The organism is Streptomyces sp. NPDC017676, from assembly GCF_044329325.1.
GTDB lineage: Bacteria > Actinomycetota > Actinomycetes > Streptomycetales > Streptomycetaceae > Streptomyces.
Window position 1 is genome coordinate 483,586 of record NZ_JBIRJA010000005.1, and the last position, 17,366, is coordinate 500,951.

14 protein-coding genes, 1 rRNA gene and 1 pseudogene are annotated in these 17,366 nt (G+C 74.4%); 4 read left to right on the forward strand and 12 right to left on the reverse strand.

Translation table 11 applies throughout. The features are described 5' to 3' along the window. Positions 1-13 precede the first annotated feature (13 nt). Both ACH4LD_RS14390 and ACH4LD_RS14395 read left to right on the forward strand, forming a co-directional pair. Positions 14-1,396, forward strand: coding sequence for an FAD-binding protein (locus tag ACH4LD_RS14390; protein ID WP_398055682.1), 1,383 nt, complete (start codon positions 14-16; stop codon positions 1,394-1,396). Positions 1,397-1,453: 57 nt separating this feature from the next. Then, complete coding sequence (locus ACH4LD_RS14395) at positions 1,454-3,100, forward strand: PucR family transcriptional regulator (RefSeq protein WP_398055681.1); 1,647 nt, start codon at positions 1,454-1,456, stop codon at positions 3,098-3,100. Positions 3,101-3,106: 6 nt separating this feature from the next. Here the strand turns inward: ACH4LD_RS14395 and ACH4LD_RS14400 are convergent, their stop codons facing one another. The 6 genes and pseudogenes from ACH4LD_RS14400 to ACH4LD_RS14425 form a co-directional block, all read right to left on the reverse strand. Beyond that, positions 3,107-4,300, reverse strand: coding sequence for a glycosyltransferase family 4 protein (locus ACH4LD_RS14400; RefSeq protein WP_398055680.1), 1,194 nt, complete (start codon positions 4,298-4,300; stop codon positions 3,107-3,109). 314 nt (positions 4,301-4,614) lie between these two features. Continuing rightward, positions 4,615-5,364: pseudogene (locus tag ACH4LD_RS14405) on the reverse strand (hypothetical protein). A gap of 74 nt (positions 5,365-5,438) precedes the next feature. Further along, complete coding sequence (recN, locus tag ACH4LD_RS14410; RefSeq protein ID WP_398055679.1) at positions 5,439-7,181, reverse strand: DNA repair protein RecN; 1,743 nt, start codon at positions 7,179-7,181, stop codon at positions 5,439-5,441. A gap of 39 nt (positions 7,182-7,220) precedes the next feature. Continuing rightward, on the reverse strand, positions 7,221-8,138 hold the full coding sequence (locus tag ACH4LD_RS14415) for an NAD kinase (RefSeq protein WP_014671839.1): 918 nt from the start codon (positions 8,136-8,138) through the stop codon (positions 7,221-7,223). Continuing rightward, a complete protein-coding gene (locus ACH4LD_RS14420) occupies positions 8,135-8,950 on the reverse strand; it encodes a TlyA family RNA methyltransferase (protein WP_398055678.1) in 816 nt (271 codons plus the stop codon). Before ACH4LD_RS14420 ends, ACH4LD_RS14415 begins: the two co-directional genes overlap by 4 nt. Positions 8,951-8,957: 7 nt before the next feature. Then, positions 8,958-9,236, reverse strand: coding sequence for a hypothetical protein (locus tag ACH4LD_RS14425; protein ID WP_132786334.1), 279 nt, complete (start codon positions 9,234-9,236; stop codon positions 8,958-8,960). A 42-nt stretch (positions 9,237-9,278) separates the two neighbouring features. Between ACH4LD_RS14425 and ACH4LD_RS14430 the strand changes: the two genes are divergently transcribed. Further along, positions 9,279-9,626 carry a sterol-binding protein gene (locus ACH4LD_RS14430; protein WP_398055677.1) on the forward strand — a complete coding sequence of 116 codons (348 nt, stop codon included), beginning with the start codon at positions 9,279-9,281 and terminating at the stop codon, positions 9,624-9,626. A 114-nt stretch (positions 9,627-9,740) separates the two neighbouring features. On the opposite strand, the gene ACH4LD_RS14435 is transcribed toward ACH4LD_RS14430, so the two are convergent. The 4 genes from ACH4LD_RS14435 to ACH4LD_RS14450 form a co-directional block, all read right to left on the reverse strand. Beyond that, positions 9,741-10,613, reverse strand: coding sequence for an ABC transporter ATP-binding protein (locus ACH4LD_RS14435; RefSeq protein WP_398055676.1), 873 nt, complete (start codon positions 10,611-10,613; stop codon positions 9,741-9,743). Beyond that, positions 10,610-11,656 (reverse strand): FecCD family ABC transporter permease, encoded by a 1,047-nt coding sequence (locus tag ACH4LD_RS14440; protein WP_398055675.1) that lies wholly within the window; start codon positions 11,654-11,656, stop codon positions 10,610-10,612. Before ACH4LD_RS14440 ends, ACH4LD_RS14435 begins: the two co-directional genes overlap by 4 nt. Next, on the reverse strand, positions 11,653-12,696 hold the full coding sequence (locus ACH4LD_RS14445; protein ID WP_398055674.1) for a FecCD family ABC transporter permease: 1,044 nt from the start codon (positions 12,694-12,696) through the stop codon (positions 11,653-11,655). Before ACH4LD_RS14445 ends, ACH4LD_RS14440 begins: the two co-directional genes overlap by 4 nt. Positions 12,697-12,776: 80 nt before the next feature. After that, complete coding sequence (locus ACH4LD_RS14450) at positions 12,777-13,805, reverse strand: HAD hydrolase-like protein (protein WP_398055673.1); 1,029 nt, start codon at positions 13,803-13,805, stop codon at positions 12,777-12,779. A 74-nt stretch (positions 13,806-13,879) separates the two neighbouring features. Here ACH4LD_RS14450 and ACH4LD_RS14455 point away from each other — a divergent pair, with 74 nt between their 5' ends. Further along, positions 13,880-15,163, forward strand: a complete 1,284-nt coding sequence (locus ACH4LD_RS14455) for a DUF1015 domain-containing protein (protein WP_398055672.1) — start codon at positions 13,880-13,882, stop codon at positions 15,161-15,163. An 88-nt stretch (positions 15,164-15,251) separates the two neighbouring features. Here the strand turns inward: ACH4LD_RS14455 and ACH4LD_RS14460 are convergent, their stop codons facing one another. Together ACH4LD_RS14460 and rrf are read right to left on the reverse strand one after the other, a co-directional pair. Further along, entirely contained in the window at positions 15,252-16,013 is a 762-nt protein-coding gene (locus tag ACH4LD_RS14460) for a hypothetical protein (RefSeq protein ID WP_398055961.1), read from the reverse strand. A 1,248-nt stretch (positions 16,014-17,261) separates the two neighbouring features. Then, positions 17,262-17,366: ribosomal RNA gene (gene rrf / locus ACH4LD_RS14465) — 5S ribosomal RNA — on the reverse strand; the annotation flags it as partial.

The following is a 17,366-nucleotide window of genomic DNA, read 5'->3' on the forward strand; positions in this document are numbered from 1 at the left end:
GAAGGGGGCGGCCATGGCTCCCCTCTCGAAGGCGGGCGCGGCCCTCGCCGCGTTGCGCGAGGAACTGGTCGGCGATGTGCTCGCCCCCGGGGACCCGGGCTACGAGGAGGCCCGCGCGGTCTTCAACGCGATGGTCGACCGGCGGCCCGCGGTGATCGCGCAGTGCGCGGACGCGACCGACGTGGTGCGGGCCGTGCGCTTCGGCAGGGACCTGGATCTGCACATCGCGGTGCGCGGCGGCGGCCACGGCGTGGCCGGTACGGCGCTGGGCGACGGCGCGCTCGTGGTGGACCTGCGCCGGATGCACCGGGTGACCGTCGACCCGGCGGCCGAGGCGGTCCGCATCGAGGGCGGCGCCACGATGAGCCATCTGGACCGCGCCACCCAGCCGTACGGTCTCGCGACCACCGGCGGGCGGGCCTCCACCACCGGCGTCGGCGGCTTCGTCCTCGGTGGCGGCACCGGCTGGCTGGACCGCGCCTTCGGCCTCGCCGTGGACAACCTCATCGCCGTCGAGCTGGTGACCGCCGACGCCGAGCGGGTGCACGCGAGCGCCGACGAGAACCCCGAGCTGTTCTGGGCGCTGCACGGCGGGGGCGGCAACTTCGGCGTCGCCACCGCGCTCACCCTGCGGCTGCACGAGCTGCCGGAGTTCTCGATCGTCCTGCTGCTGTTCCCGCCGGACGTCGGACCGGACGTGCTCCGCACCTTCCGCGAGATCTTCCGCACCGGGCCGGACGAGGTGGGCGGCGCGGCGCTGTACCTCACCGGGCCGCCCGCGGAGTTCACCCCGCCGGAGCTGGTGGGCACGCCACTGTGCGCGGCCCTGCTGACGTACGCCGGCGGCGAGGACCAGCTGCGGGGGCTCGCCGAGCCGCTGCTCGCGCTGCCGCACGAGGTCGAGCTGGCCGGTGACATGCCGTACGCCGATGCGCAGTGCCTGCTCGACCAGCCGGCGGGGCTGCGCAACCACTGGTCGGCGGAGTGTCTGACCGGGCTGCCGGACGAGGCCGTGGACGCCTTTTGCGCCCGCGCGGACGGCATGCCGGTGCCGAGTCCCACCCTGCACCTGCTGTTCCCGCAGGGCGGGGCCGTCGCGGCGGGTCCGCACGAGTACCCGGTGCCGTACCGGGACGCGCCCTGGGCGGCGCACCCCCTCGCCATCTGGCCGGACCCGGCCGACGACGAGCGGGCGATCGGCTGGGTGCGGGAGGTGCGCGCCGGCCTGCGGCGGTGGAGCACGGGGGCGGTGTACCTCAACTTCATCGGCGACGAGGGCCCCGAGCGGGTCCGCGCGGGCCTGGGTGCCGGGAACACCCTGCGCCTGGCGAAGGTGAAGCGGCGCTACGACCCCGACAACGTCTTCCGCTTCAACCACAACATCCGGCCGGTGTAGGCGGCGGCCGTGCGCCGGTGGCTGTCCTGAGGGCGTCGTCGCAGGTAGCGTCGCCGCATGGACAGCCGTACGGACCACCGATCCGACACCCAGGGCGCCGGGATCACCGTGCAGCGGGCGCTGGAGCTGCCCGGACTGCGCAGCGGGCTGCCGGAGGTGCTGGCGGGCGCCGACCGGCTCGGCCGCACCGTGCGCTGGGTGCACGCGGGCGAGGTCCCGAACATCGCCTCGCTGCTCAAGGGCGGCGAGCTGCTGCTGACCACCGGCTACGGCCTCGGCACCCGGCCGGCCGAGCAGCGGGCGTTCGTGCGCACCCTCGCCGAGCGCGGGATCGCCGCCCTGGTGGTGGAGCTGGGTCCGCGCTTCGCCCGGCTGCCCGCCGCCCTGGTGGACACGGCCCGGACGGCCGGGCTGCCGCTGGTCCAGCTGCACCGCGAGGTGCCGTTCGTGACGGTGACCGAGGAGATCCACACCGAGATCGTCAACGGCCACTACGCACTGCTCCAGCGCGCGGAGGAGGTGCACCGGCGCTGCACCGAGGCCCTGCTGGGCGGCGGCGGGGTGCCGCAGGTGCTGGACATCCTGGCCGGCTTCGGCGACAACCCGGTGTTCCTGGAGACCGCCGACGGCCGGCTGCTGTACGCCGCCGGAGCCGGGCCCGAGGGCGCTGACCCGCTCCAGGTGTGGGAGGGGCTGCGCGGCCCGCACAAGCAGGCCCCGCCGCCCGGCGGGTCGGTGCTGGTGGACGTGCCCGGCGGCGGGCCCGGGACCGCCGGTGCCGTGCGCGCCCGCCTGGTGCTGCTGCCGGTGCGCTCACCGCTGGCCCCGGTGCACCGGATCGCCGCCGAGCGGGCCGCGGGCATCCTGGCGGTGGTGCTGATGCAGGCCCGGCAGGAGGAGGAGCTGGCGGCGCGCGGGCGCGGTGACTTCCTCACCGATCTCGCCGAGGGCCGGATCGCGGCGGAGGACGCCCCCGCGCAGTCCCGGGTGCTCGGCTTCAAGCCCGGCGACAGCCCGCTGCTGCCCGTGGTGATGCGGATCGGGGACAGCCTCTCCCCCGGCGGGGGCTGGGCGGTGCTGGCCCGCGCGGTCTCCGAGGAACTGGCCGCGGTGGGGGTGCCGGTGCTGCTGGGAGTGCGGCCCGTGGAGGGCCGGGTGCTGGTGCTGCTGGGGCTGCGCTCGGAGTCGGAGCGGTCGGCGGTCGCGGACCGGGTGGCGGCGGCGCTGCGGGCCGGGGTGGAGCGGGCCGGGATGCGCCGGCCGGGCTCGCCATCGCCGGTGGTGGTCGTCGGGGTGGCGGGCGGCTGGGCGGCGGCCTCGGCGGGGCTGCGGCACGCGGCGGAGACCGCGACGGCGGCCCAGGGCCTGACCGACCGGCCCTGGTACGACGCCCGGCGCCTCGACATCGACCTGCTGCTGTGGCGGCTGCGTGACCACCCGGACCTGGCGGCCTTCGTGGACCGGGCGATCGGCCCGCTGCGCGATCACGACCGCCGCTCCAGGCCGCCGCTGCTGCCGACCCTGGAGACCTATCTGGCGCACGCCGGGCGCAAGGCGGAGACGGCCCGCGAACTGCATCTCAACCGGCAGACGCTGTACAACCGGCTCGCCCGGATCGGGGAGTTGCTGGGCACCGACCTGGACGACCCGCAGACGGTACTGGCGTTGAGCCTGGCCCTCAGGGCGCGCCGGCACGTGCCCTGAGCCCGGTCAGGCCAGTGGCCTCGGCTGCGTCAACTCGTCGTAGACGCTGAGCACTTGGGCGACGGTCTCGTCCTCGGTCGGCCAGGTGGCGGCCTGCCGCGTCCCGCGCTCGCGCAGCACCGCGCACCGCTCCGGGTCCGCGAGGAGCCGTACCACGGTGTCGGCGAGGGCCTGCGGATCGCCGTACGGGACGAGTTCGGCCGCGTCGCCGACGAGGTCCGGGATGCCGCCGACCCGGGTGGCGACGAGCGGCACGCGCGCGTGCAGCGCCTCCTGTGCGAGGACGGACCGCGACTCCCAACTGCTGGTCAGCAGCGCGAGGTCGGCGGCGGCGAGCAGCTCGGGCACGTCCTCGCGGTGCCCGATGAGCCGCACTGGCAGCTCCTCGTCCTCGATCCGCCGCTGCAGCACCGGCCGCAGCGGTCCCTCCCCCGCGACGACCACCAGCGGCACCGGGTCGAGGTCGCGCCAGGCACGGGCCGCGTCGAGCAGGACGTCGTAGCCGCGGTGCCGGTCCAGGGAGCCGACCGCGATGAGCAACGGGCGTCCGGTGGCGCCGAGTTCGGCCCGGGTCTTGGGCCGCAGCCGGTCGGGGTCGTCGCGGTCGGGGCCGTCGAAGGCGTCCAGGGTGCCGAGGTCGGGGGCGTCGGCGTCGAGGAGGCCGCCGGTGCGGTGCCGGCCCGGCAGGGCGACGGCCGCGAGCCGGGCGTCGCGCGCGCCGGTCCGCCGGGCCCGGTCGACCAGGTCGGGGCTGGTGCCGAGGACCACGGCCGCGGTCCTCATCACGCGCCGTTCCAGCAGCCGCAGCAGATGCGCCCGCGGGCCCTCCGCGTGGGCCCGGTTGTGCCAGGTGACCACCAGCGGCGTGGTGCGACCGCTGAGCGCGAGCACGGTCCGGAAGGAGGCGTGCAGGCCGTGCGCGTGCACCAGGTCGGCGTTCGCGCAGGCCGTCCGGAGCGCGGCCACGGAGACGGGGTCGCTGCTGCGCGGCACGTGCACGTGTTCGGCGCCGGCCCCGATGAAGTCGTAGGCGTGATCGGCCTCGACGGGGGCGCATACGGTCACCCGCACGCCCCTCGCCACCAGTCCCTCGGCCAGGGAGCGCACGTGCGCGCTGCTGCCGGCGTTGCCTCCGCCGAGCACCTGCACGGTGCGCAGCGGCGACTGGCCGTGCGGTGCGTTCCTGCTCAGGGGGCTCACGGGGCCGGGGCTCCTGGTTCACGGGGACGGGCACGAGGTTCACGTGGGGTGGTCACGAGGAAACGTACAGAAGGTAGCGGGCTCAGGGGGGCGGAAGGACGCACCCCGCGCGCCTCCCGGGCGGACCGTCCGTACCCGCCGCCCGCCCCGCGTTCCCTGTCAAGCATGCCAGGACGTACGGCCGTTCAGGGACATCCAGGAGGGCGCACCGTGCGGCGGGCCGGGGCAATGCGCCGGAGCACATCACCCACACGGGTGAGGGAACGCCTGCCGCGGCCGAACGGTGTGCGAGGGCATACGGCGAGGTCAGCCGCTCACCGGGCGCGTGCCCAGGCGCTGACCCGGTCCCCGTACCGGGCCGCGGCCACCAGGGCGACGGCGTGCGCGAGCAATCCCGCGCGCCCGTTTCCCGCCACCACGGCCGCCCCCAGTGCGGCACCGAGGGCGTGCGCCCCCGTGTCCCCGAGCATGACGCGTTCGCCTAGGTCGTCGGGCAGCAGGGCCGCGGCGGCCCCCATCGCCCCGGCGGCCAGCCGGGCCCCCGGTCACTCCCGCACCAGCCCCGGCGCCCCGAGCACGAGCACCGCGCCGGCGGCCCGCCCCGGCCGCACGTCGAGGAGGTTGACCAGATGGGCCGCCCCGGCGATCACGACCCCGCCGAGCAGCTTGTCGAGCGGACGCTCCCGCATCAGCGCCCCCGCCACCAGCCCGGCCGCCGATATCCCGGACAACTTCACGGCACCGGTGGTGACCTCGCCGTCCCGCAGGGCCCTCAGATGCGCCCGGAAGCCCCGCCGGTGATCCCCGGCGAGGTCGTCGTACGCCCCGCAGGCCCCGGCGGCCAGCACCGCGAACCCGGCCACCGGACGCACCCGCCCCGCCGCGACCGCCGCCCCGAGCACCGCTGCGGGCCCGGCGTACAGCCCCACGGTCCGCCCGGCGTGGTTCGTCCGCTGCCAGCGCTCCCGCCCACCGGGAGCGGCCTCACGGAGCCCGGCACAGGCCGCACGCGCCAGCAGCGCGGCCGTCCCGAAGGCACCCTTCCTGTCCGCACGTACGATCACCGCATCACCCTGAGGGCGCACCAGCCGGAGGTCCCGGCAACGGCCGGCCGGCACCCGCCCCGGCGCACCCGGCGCTACAGGTCCGCCTTGGCCGTCGCCAGGAGTTCCTCCGCGTGGGCGCGGGCCGTTTCGGAGTCCTCCTGGCCCGCCAGCATGCGGGACAGCTCGCGCACGCGCTCCTCGCCCTCCAGGACCTTCACCCCGGAGCGGGTCACGGAGCCGTCGTTGGTCTTCTCCACCAGCAGCTGGCGGTCGGCGAACGCGGCGACCTGGGGCAGGTGGGTGACCACGACGACCTGCGCGGTCTTGGCGAGCTTCGCCAGCCGCCGGCCGATCTCGACCGCCGCCTTGCCGCCGACACCCGCGTCGACCTCGTCGAAGAGGTACGTCGGCACCGGGTCGGTGCCCGCGAACACCACCTCCACGGCCAGCATCACACGGGAGAGCTCACCGCCGGACGCGCCCTTGGCGATGGGCCGCGGCGGGGCGCCAGGGTGCGGGGCGAGCAGCAGCTCGACCTCGTCCACGCCGGAGGGGCCGTAGGCGACCGTCCGCCCGCCGACCTCGACGCCCTCCGGGTCCTCGGTCTGGCGGATGTCGAAGGACACGCGCGCGTGGGGCATCGCCAGCGACGCCAGCTCGGCGGTCACGGCGGCGGCGAACCGCTCGGCGGCCTCCGTCCGCGCGTCCGTCAGCGCCTGCGCGAGCCCGCCCAGCTCGGTGCGCAGCGCGTCCCGCTCGGCCGTCAGCTCCTCGATCCGCTCGTCGTCGCCGTCCAGCTCGGTGAGCCGCGCGGCGCTCCGCTCGGCCCAGGCCAGGACGCCGGCGACGTCGTCCCCGTACTTGCGGGTCAGCGCGTTCAGGGCGGCCCGGCGCTCCTCCACCGCGGCCAGCCGCAGCGGGTCGGCGTCGAGGTCGTCGGCGTACCCCGCCAGCTCACCCGCCACGTCACCGAGCAGGATGCCGATCTCCCCGATCCGGTCGGCGAGCGCGGACAGTGCCGGATCGTGCGACCGCACGGCCTCCAGGGCCCGGTGTGCGCCCGCGACGAGGGTCGAGGCGTCGATCCCCTCGGGGTCCTCCGGATTGCCCGCGAGAGCGGCGTGCGCGGCCGTCGCGGCGGACGACAGCGCCTCGGCGTGCCCCAGCCGGTCGGCCTCCTCGGCCAGCTCCACGTCTTCGCCGGCCCGGGGCTCCACGGCGGCGATCTCGTCGAGCCCGTACCGCAGCATGTCGGCTTCCTGCGCCCGCTCACGCGCGCGCGTGGTGATCTCCTCCAGCTCGGCGGAGACGGCCCGCAGCCGCTTGTACGCCTCGCCGTACTTGGCGAGCGGCACGGCGACGGCGTCGCCCGCGTACCGGTCGAGCGCCTGCCGCTGCCGGGACAGCTTCAGCAGCCCCTGCTGGTCGGTCTGCCCGTGCACGGCCACCAGGTCGTCGGCCAGCTCGGCGAGCAGCCCGACGGGCACGCTGCGCCCGCCCAGGTGCGCCCGGGAGCGGCCCTCGGCGGAAACGGTACGGCTGATCAGCAGGGCACCGTCGTCCAGCTCGGCCCCGGCCTCCTCGGCACGCACGACGGCGGCGGCGCCGGGGGGTACGGCGACCCGCCCCTCCACCACCGCCTTCTCCGCCCCGATCCGCACGAGAGCCGGGTCCGCCCGGCCGCCGAGCAGCAGCCCCAGGCTGGTGACCACCATGGTCTTGCCCGCACCCGTCTCACCGGTGACGGCGGTGAACCCCGGCGACAGCTCGACAACGGCATCGTCGATGACCCCGAGCGACCGTATCCGCATCTCCTCCAACACGGAACAGACCATACGAGGTCCGGGGCCGGGAACGCACATGGCCCGCCTATGTCACTCCGAGGGGTGGTGGGGCGCGCCCCGCCATCCCGTGGTGGGCAGCGCGAACTTCGCGACAAGACGGTCGGTGAAGGACGAATGGTGCAGCCGGGCCAGCCGTACCGGCACTGCTCCCCGCCGCACCTCGACCCGCGCCCCCGGCGGCAGCTCCACGGTCCGCCGCCCGTCGCACCACAGGACCCCCGGCGGGATGTGCGGCAGCACCTCCACCGCCAGCACCGAGTCCGGCGAGGTGACCAGCGGCTTGGCGAACAGCGCGTGCGCGCTGATCGGCACCATCAGCAGGGCCTCCACCTCCGGCCACACCACCGGTCCCCCGGCGGAGAAGGCGTACGCCGTGGACCCGGTGGGGGTGGACAGCACGACGCCGTCGCACCCGAAGCCCGTGACCGGCCGCCCGTCGATCTCCAGGACGACTTCCAGCAGCTTCTCGGCGCCGGCCTTCTGCACGGCCGCCTCGTTCAGGGCCCAGTCGGTGTGCACGATGTCGCCGTTGCGGTGCACCACGACGTCGACGGTCATCCGCTCCTCGACCTCGTACGAGCGCGCCACCACCCGGTCCACGACCCGGTCGAGGTCGTCCCGCTCGGCCTCCGCGAGGAACCCGACACGCCCGAGGTTGACGCCGAGCATCGGCACCCCGGAGGCCCGCGCGAACTCGGCGCCGCGCAGCAGCGTGCCGTCACCACCCAGCACGATCAGCAGCTCGCACCCGTCCAGGCACTGCGGGGTCGCCTCCTTGACGAGGGCCACCTCGTCCGGGAGCGGCAGGTCGCGCGCCTCCTCCTCCAGCACCCGCACCCCGATGCCATGCCGCAGCAGGCCCTTGACGACGAGTTCCGCACTGCGGATCGCCGCGGGCCGCCCGGTGTGGGCGAGCAGGAAAACAGTACGCGCCAGGTTCTGTGTCAACGCGGCCCCTCCGCCACTGCACGGTCGACGTCGGCCGGGTCCACCTGGGATGCCCCCGACCGCAGCCAGAGAAAGTACTCGACGTTCCCCGAGGGGCCGGGCAGCGGGCTGGCGGTGACACCCTGCACCCCGAGCCCCAGCTCCCACGCCTTCTCGGCCACTCCTCGCACGGCCTCCGCCCGCAGCTGCGGACTCCGTACGACTCCCCCGCTGCCGAGCCGCTCCTTCCCCACCTCGAACTGCGGCTTGACCATCATCACCAGGTCGGCGTCCGGCGTCACGCACCGCTTCAGGGCGGGCAGCACCAGCCCGAGCGGGATGAAGGACAGATCGCCCACGACAAGACCCACAGGTTCCCCATCGATCGCCTCAAGCGTCAACTCGCGTACGTTCGTACGGTCCTTGACGGTGACGCGTTCATCGTTCTGCAGGGACCAGGCGAGTTGTCCGTAGCCGACGTCCACCGCGACGACGTGGGCGGCGCCCGCGCGCAGCAGGACGTCGGTGAAGCCGCCGGTGGACGCGCCGGCGTCCAGGGCGCGCCGGCCCTCGACGACGAGCCCCCGCGGTACGAAGGCCGCCAGCGCGCCGGCGAGCTTGTGCCCGCCCCGGGAGACGTAGTCGGGATCGCTGTCGTCGGCCTGGACGACGATCGCCGCCGCGGTCTCCACCTGCGTGGCCGGCTTGGTCGCCACGGTCTTGCCGACGGTGACCCGGCCGGCGGCGATCAGCTGGCTGGCGTGCTCGCGCGAGCGGGCGAGCTTCCGGCGGACCAGCTCCGCGTCGAGACGGCGGCGTGCGACTCCTGCCACGTTCGGTTCAGCTCCTGCTCTGGTGGTACGACGGTGAGGGGGCCGCGGGTCCCGGGCGGGCGTCGAGCGCGGTCAGCGCGTCGCGCAGCCCCCGGTGTACATCCTCGTACACCTCGACATGGCCGTCGGTGGCGAGGTGGTCGGCGTCGGCGAGCCGGTCGAGCTGGGCGTCGACCTCGGCGTTGCCGGTGGGGGTGCGCGGGACGTTCAGGGGGGCGGGCGCCGCGGGGTCGTACGCGGGCGCCGCCTCGGTGTCGATGTCGGCCTCGGACACGGACTCGCTCATGCCCAGACGCTACCCCGAACCCCTGGGGTACCGTCGTGGGCGATGGCCACGATCGAGGAATGCCGCGCCGCACTGGGGAAGCTCTCGGACAACATGCAGGGGGCCGAGGGCGACGTGCGCGCGGCCGCCGCGCTCGACCGCTCGGTGAGCTGCCACATCACCGATCTCGACGTCACCTTCGCGGGCCGGATGACCGGCGGCCGGATCGAGGTCGACGAGACGCATCCCGGCCCGCCGCGCGAGAAGGCGCAGATCAGGCTCGCCATGGCCGGGGACGACCTGGTGGCCCTGGTGGGCGGCGAGCTGAACTTCGCGACCGCCTGGGGCTCGGGCCGGGTGAAGCTGGAGGCGAGCCTGCTGGACCTGTTCCGGCTCCGGAAGCTGCTGTAGGCGCCCGCGTCGCCAGGAGGCCGTCGTGGCCTTCTCCGAGCATCACAAAGAGGCCGCCGTGACCTTCTCCGAGCATCACAAAGAGGCCGCCGTGACCTTCTCCGACGGCTGCCGTCAGGACGCCGCCGTGGCCCTCTCCGCGCGTGCCTTCCGGGCCGCCGGCACCACCAGCGGGGTGCCCGTCTCCGGGTCTTCGATGACCTGGCAGCGCAGCCCGAAGACCTCCTCGACCAGCTCGGCCGTGACGATGTCGTTCGGGGCGCCCTCCGCGATCACCGTGCCGCCGCGCAGGGCGATGAGGTGGGTGGCGTAACGGGCGGCGTGATTGAGGTCGTGCAGCACCGCCACCAGCGTCCGGCCCTGCTCCTCGTGCAGCTCGGCGCACAGGTCGAGGACGTCGATCTGGTGCTGGATGTCCAGGTAGGTGGTCGGCTCGTCCAGGAGCAGCAGCGGGGTCTGCTGGGCGAGCGCCATGGCGATCCACACCCGCTGCCGCTGCCCGCCGGACAGCTCGTCCACGTACCGCTCGGCCAGCTCCGCCACCCCGGTCTGCCGCATCGACTCCCGCACGACCCGCTCGTCCTCCGCCGACCACTGGCGCAGCAGGCCCTGGTGCGGGTAGCGGCCGCGGCCGACGAGGTCGGCGACGGTGATGCCGTCGGGCGCGACGGATGACTGCGGCAGCAGGCCGAGGGTCCGCGCGACCTTCTTGGCGGGCATCGACTGGATGGCCTGCCCGTCCAGCAGCACCCGGCCCTGGCTGGGCCTGAGCATCCGCGACAGCGCCCGCAGCAGCGTCGACTTGCCGCACGCGTTCGGGCCGACGATCACCGTGAAGGAGTTGTCGGGGATCTCCACCGACAGCTGTTCGGCGATGACCCGCTGGTCGTAGGCGAGTGTGACGTTCTCCGCGGACAGGCGCTTCACAGTGCTCCTAGGGGTGTTCGGGTGCGCGCCGCTTCCGGCCGGGCCCTGCGCGCGCTTCATATCCGGCCCGCCCGGCGCTCGGTCACCAGCAGCCACAGCAGGTAGGCGCCGCCGAGGACCCCGGTGACCACGCCGACGGGCAGCTGGTCGGCGCCGAAGGCGCGCTGGGAGGCCCAGTCGGCGGCGACGAGCAGCGTCGCCCCCATGCACAGCGAGGGCACCAGGTTCGGCCCCGGCGAGCGGGTGAGGCGGCGGGCGAGCTGCGGCGCGGTCAGCGCGACGAAGCTGACGGGGCCCGCGGCGGCCGTGGCGGCGGCGACGAGCAGGACGGCGCAGACCAGCAGCACGAGCCGGACGCGCTGCACCCGCACGCCGAGCGCGTTGGAGATGTCGTCGCCCATCTCCATCATCCGCAGGCCGCGCGCGTTGGCGAGGACCAGCGGGACGAGGACGGCGCACAGCCCGAGCAGCGGCCAGACCTGGTCCCAGCCCCGGCCGTTCAGGGAACCGGTCATCCACACCACCGCGCGGGTCGCGTCGACCAGGTCGGCCTTGGTGAGCAGATAGCCGTTGACCGCCGTCATGACCGCGTTGACGCCGATGCCGACCAGCACCAGCCGGTATCCGTGCACGCCCTGCTTCCAGGCGAGCGCGTAGATGGCGAGACCGGTCGCCAGGCCACCGGCCAGCGCGCCCACGGTCACCTGGGAGGCGCTGCCGGACATCAGCACGATCACGACGAGCGCGCCGGCCGTCGACCCCTGCGACAGGCCGAGCACGTCCGGGCTGCCCAGTGGGTTGCGGGAGACCGACTGGAACAGCGCCCCGCCGAGGCCGAGCGAGGCACCGACCAGCAGGCCGACGAGGACCCGCGGCAGCCGCAGCTCGTTGACGATGAAGTCCTGGTAGGCGGTGCCGTTCCCGGCGAGCGTCCGCAGCACGTCGGCCGCCGGGATCCTCGCCTCGCCGGTGCCGATCAACGCCACACCGGCGGCGCAGGCCGCGGCGAGCAGCAGCACGACGACGACCAGCGCACGCGGGTCCAGGCGCAGCGAGAGCCCGCCGGGGGTGCGTACGGCACGGCTCCTGGAGTGTGTCTTCACAGCTGGGCCGTCCTCCGCCGTCGTACGAGAAAGATGAAGACCGGGCCGCCGATGATCGCGGTGACGATGCCGACCTGAAGCTCGGCGGGGCGGGCGACGACCCGGCCGATGACATCGGCGCCCAGCAGCAGCACGGGCGCCAGGACCGTGGCGTACGGCAGGATCCAGCGCAGGTCGGGGCCGGTGAAGGAGCGCACGACGTGCGGGACCATCAGGCCGACGAAGACGATGGGGCCGCAGGCGGCGGTCGCGGCACCGCACAGCACCACGGCGGCCAGCATGGCCAGCGCCCGGGTGCGGTCGAGGTTCGCGCCGAGGGCGCGCGCGGTGTCGTCGCCCATCTCCACGGCGTTCAGCGGCCGGGCCAGGGCGAGCGCGAGGACCGTGCCGACCGCGAAGAACGGCAGGACCTGCGCGATGGTCGAGTTCGTGGCCGAGACCAGCGAACCGACCGTCCAGAAGCGCATCTTGCCCAGGGCCGCGCCGTCCGTGATCATCACGGCCTGGAGGTAGCCGTACAGGGCCGCGCTGATCGCCGTGCCGGCGAGCGCGAGCCGTACCGGGGTGGCGCCCCGGCTGCCGCCGAGGAACCACACCAGCGCGCCGACCGCCGCCGCGCCGAGGAAGGCGAACCACACATAGCCGCTGAGGCTGGTGACGCCGAAGCAGGTCATGGCCGTCACGACGGCGGCGGAGGCGCCCGCGTTCATGCCGAGCAGCCCGGGCTCGGCCAGCGGGTTGCGGGTCAGTGCCTGGAGCACCGCGCCGGACAGGCCGAGCGCGGCACCGGCCAGCAGACCGAGGGCCGTGCGCGAGAGCCGCTCGTCGACGACCACGTCGCCGTACGTCCCCGTGTCGTGGAACAGTCCGTGCCAGACCTGGTCCAGCGCCAGCGGTTTCGCCCCGATCGCGATGCTCGCCAGAGCGACGAGCACCAGGAGCACGACCGAGAGCAGGAGCCCAAGGGCCCTCGCCGCCCGGCGGGTTGGGGGCGCGGGGGCGGTCTCCGCGCGCTGTTCCGGAGGACTGTCGACCAACACGAGGTTAGGTTAGCCTACCCTCGCATCCGATCTCGATCCCCGGTTCCCGCGACCTCCGCCCGCTTTCCGCTGGGGGACCGTCAGAGCCCCAGCCGGGCCAGCGCCTTCTCCCCGTCCAGCGCGCAGGAATCCTCCCCCGCCGCCGTCCAGGCCGCCGCGCACAGCGCCCGCAGCCCGTCCAGCGGCTCGCCGTCACCCGTCAGCTCCAGACGGTCCGCCCCGGCAGCCGCCGTCCACCCGCCGCAACGGAAACCGTCACCTTCCCGGGTGATATCCGGCTGCCCGGTGAGCAGCCCGCGCAGATCCGCGTCCACATACGTCGGCCGGTGCTGCGGCGGCGCGGCGAGCAACTGCGCCCCGTCGGTCACCCCGGTCAGCACCAGCAGGGAGTCCACCCCGCCGTTGAACGCGCCCTCGATGTCCGTGTCCAGCCGGTCCCCGACCACCAGCGGCCGCTCGGCACCGGTCCGGATGATCGTCTCCCGGTGCATCGGGGGCAGCGGCTTGCCCGCGACCTGCGGCTCCGCGCCCGTCGCGATCCGCACGACCTCGACGGCCGCCCCGTTGCCCGGCGCGATGCCCCGCCCGCTCGGAATCGTCAGGTCCGTGTTCGACGCGAACCACGGCACACCCCGCCGTACGGCGTACGACGCCTCCGCGAACCGCCCCCAGGGCAGATCCGGCCCGCCGTAGCCCTGCACGACCGCCGCCGGGTCGTCGTCCGCCGACTCCACCGGCGTAAGACCCCGCTCACGCAGCGCCACCCGCAACCCCTCACCACCGATCACCAGCACCCGCGCCCCGGCCGGCACCTGCTCGCTGATCAGCCGCGCGACGGCCTGCGCGGAGGTGATGACATCGTCCGCTCCCGTCGGTATGCCCAGCTCCGTCAGATGCCCGGCCACCGCGTCCGGCGTCCGCAGCGCGTTGTTGGTGACGTACGCGAGACGCATTCCACCCGACCGGGCCACCGCCAGCGAGTCGACCGCGTGCGCGATCGCGCTCCCGCCCGCGTACACCACCCCGTCCAGATCGAGCAGCGCCGTGTCGTACGCCTCGTTCAGGGGCTGCCCACTGCCCTCGGGCCTCGTCCTGACGCCCTGGCTCATGTCCACATCGCTCCTCGTTCACTCGCCTTTCCCCCGATCATCCCGCACGCCACTGACACACGTACGATGCCGGGATGAACACAGCAGGTCACTGGGAGGCGACACCGCGTCGAGGCCTGGAACTCACCCCGTTCCGAGGTCTTCGTTACGACCCCGACCGGGTCGGCAGCCTCGCCTCCGTCACCTCCCCGCCCTACGACGTCGTCGTACGCCCCGACGGCCTGCACCACCTCCAGTCGGCCGACCCCCACAACATCGTCCGGCTGATCCTGCCCCAGGCCGGCACCCCCAGCGCCCGCACCGAGCAGGCAGCCGACACGCTGCGCCGCTGGCTGGACGAGGGCATCCTCACGGCCGACCCCGAGCCGGGCCTCTACGTGTACGAGCAGCGGCACGGCGACGGCATGCTCCAACGCGGCATCATCGGCACCCTGCGGGTCACCGAGCCCGCCGAGGGCGTGGTGCTCCCGCACGAGGACGTCATGCCGCCCGTGGTCGCCGACCGCGCGGCCCTCATGCGGGCCACGCGCGCGAACCTGGAGCCGCTGCTGCTGACCTACCGGGGCGACGGCGCGGCGGCCGAGGTCGTCGAGCGTACGGCGGACCGTCCGCCCCTGCTCGCCACGACCACCGAGGACGGCTTCCGGCACCGCCTGTGGTCCATCACCGACCCCGACGAACTGGCCCGCGTCCAGACCGACCTCGCCGGCCGCCAGGCCCTCATCGCCGACGGCCACCACCGCTGGGCCACCTACCGCCGGCTGCGCCTGGAACACCCCTCCCCCAGCCCCTGGGACTACGGCCTGGTCCTCTTGGTCGACACCGCCCGCTACCCGCTGCGCGTCCGCGCGATCCACCGGCTGCTCCACGGCCTGCCGGTCGCGGACGCGCTGGCGGCCGTGGACGGCCTGTTCCGGGTACGGCACCTCGACAAACCCCTTCCCGAGGCACTGGAGACGCTGGCGGACGCGGCCTGCGCCGGCAACGCCTTCCTGCTCGCCGGCGACGGCGCCTTCCACCTGCTCGACCGCCCGGATCCCGACCTCCTGGCCCGCACGGTCCCCGCCGACCGCCCGGCCGCCTGGCGCGCCCTGGACGCCACGGTCCTGCACGCCACGCTGCTGGACCACGTCTGGCACATTCCCGAGGACTCCCCGGCCCACATCGCCTACATCCACGACACGGCCGCGACGGTCGAGAAGGCGGAGCGCGACGGCGGTACGGCCGTCCTGATGCACCCGGTCCGCGAGGAGGTCGTACGCGACCTGGCCCGGCAGGGCGTGACGATGCCCCGGAAGTCGACGTCGTTCGGCCCGAAACCGGCCTCGGGGCTGGTGCTGCGGGCACTGGAGATCTGAGCCGGCAGCGGACGTCGACGCACGGGCCGCCGGCACACGGAAGAGGGCAGACTCCGCCGGGAGCCTGCCCTCTTCCAGGTGACCGACGTCAGTCCTTGTCGCCGTCCTCCGGGGAGGCGTCGGTGGACCCGTCGGCCGCGTCCTCGCTGTCCGCGCCGTCCTCGTCGTCCTCGGACAGGGCGTCGACGAACTCCACGCCGTCCAGCTCGGCGAGCCGGTCGGAGGCGTCCGTGCTGCCGTCCCGGTCGGCCTCGACGGCCTTCGCGAACCACTCCCGCGCCTCGCGCTCCCGGCCGGCGGCCAGCAGGGCGTCCGCGTACGCGTAGCGCAGGCGAGCGGTCCACGGCTGCACCGAGTTGGAGGCCAGCTCGGGGCTCTGCAGGGTCACGATGGCCGCGTCCAGCTGGCCCATGTCACGCCGGGCACCCGCGGCGACGAGCCGCATCTCGACCTGACCGGCCTTGTCCAGCTTGTGCACCTCGGGGGCGCCGGCCATGTCCAGCGCCTTCTCCGGCCGGCCGAGCCCGCGCTCGCAGTCGGCCATCACCGGCCACAGGTCCACGGTGCCGGTCATCCGCCGTGCGGCCCGGAACTCGGCGAGCGCCTCGCCGTACTTCTGGTTCGCGTACGCGGCGAACCCCGCGGCCTCGCGCACGGCGGCCACGCGGGACGCCAGGCGCAGGGCCACCTTGGAGTAGCCGTAGGCACCCTCGGGGTCCTCGTCGATGAGCCGGGCGACCATCACCAGGTTCTTGGCGACGTCCTCCGCGAGCGTCTTGGGCAGGCTCTGCAGCTCCTGCCGGACGTCCTTGTCGATCTCGTCGCCGGTGACGTCCTCCGGGATCGGCAGCCGCTTGATCGGCTCCCGGTCCCGGTCCCGCTCATCACGGAACCGACCACCGCCACGGCGGTCGTCCCGACGGTCGTCCCGGCCGTCACGCCCCCGGAAGCCACCGGGGCGACCACCGCGGTCACCACGGTCGTCCCTGCGCGGCCCACGGCCCCCACGGTCGTCCCTGCCGTCACGGCCACGGAAGCCGCCGCGCTCACCACGGCTGTCGTCCCGCCGGAAGCCACCGCGGTCACCACGGTCGCGGTCGTCGCGGCGGTCGTCGCGGCGGAAGCCGCCACGGTCGTCGTCGCGACGGAAGCCGCCACGGTCGTCGTCGCGACGGAAGCCACCTCGGTTCTCGTCGCGCCGGTCGTCACGACGGAAACCGCCACGGTCGTCGCCACGGTTGCGGTCATCACGACGGAAACCGCCACGGTCGTCGTCCCGGCGGAAGGAGGGGCGGTCGCCTCGGTCACCGCGGTCGTCACGGCGGAAACCGCGGTCCCCACGGTCGTCACGGCGGTCATCGCGACGGTCGTCACGCCGATCGTCCCGACGGAAGGCCGGGCGCGAACCCCGGTCGCCCTCACGGCGGTAGCCGCCGCCACGGCTGTCATCCCTGCGGTCGTCCCGACGGTCATCGCGTCGGTCATCACGCCGGTCGTCCCGCCGGAAGCCACCGCGCTCACCGCGGTCGCGGTCGTCACGCCGGTCGTCACGGCGGCCGTAGCCACCGCCACGGTTGTCATCGCGCCGGCCGTAGCCGCCACGGTCGTCGTCCCGGCGGAAGGACGGGCGGTCGCCTCGGTCACCGCGGTCGTCACGGCGGAAGGACGGGCGGTCCCCACGGTCGTCACGGCGGTCGTCGCGACGGAACCCGCCACGCTCACCCCGGTCGCGGTCATCCCGCTGGAACCCTGGACGCGTGCCCCGCTCGCCCTCGCGGCGGAAACCGCCACCACGGCGGTCGTCACGACGGTCGTCCCGGCGGTCATCACGGCGATCGTCACGGCGGCCGTAGCCACCACGGTCGCCACCACGCCGGTCGCTGTCGCGGCGGTCGGTGTCGCGCCGGTCGTTGTCGCGACGGAAGCCGCCACGGTCACCCCGGTCACCACTGTCCCGTCGCCGCTGGTCGCGCTCCGGTCGGTCGTCGGGAGAGTTGGTGGACATGGTGACTCCTGTCTTCGGTACCACAAGCATTGTAAAAACAAAAGGACCCCCGGTCCCAGCTGAACGCTGGTGACCAGGGGTCCTCCAAAGATTGTTCGGCGGCGTCCTACTCTCCCACAGGGTCCCCCCTGCAGTACCATCGGCGCTGTGAGGCTTAGCTTCCGGGTTCGGAATGTAACCGGGCGTTTCCCTCACGCT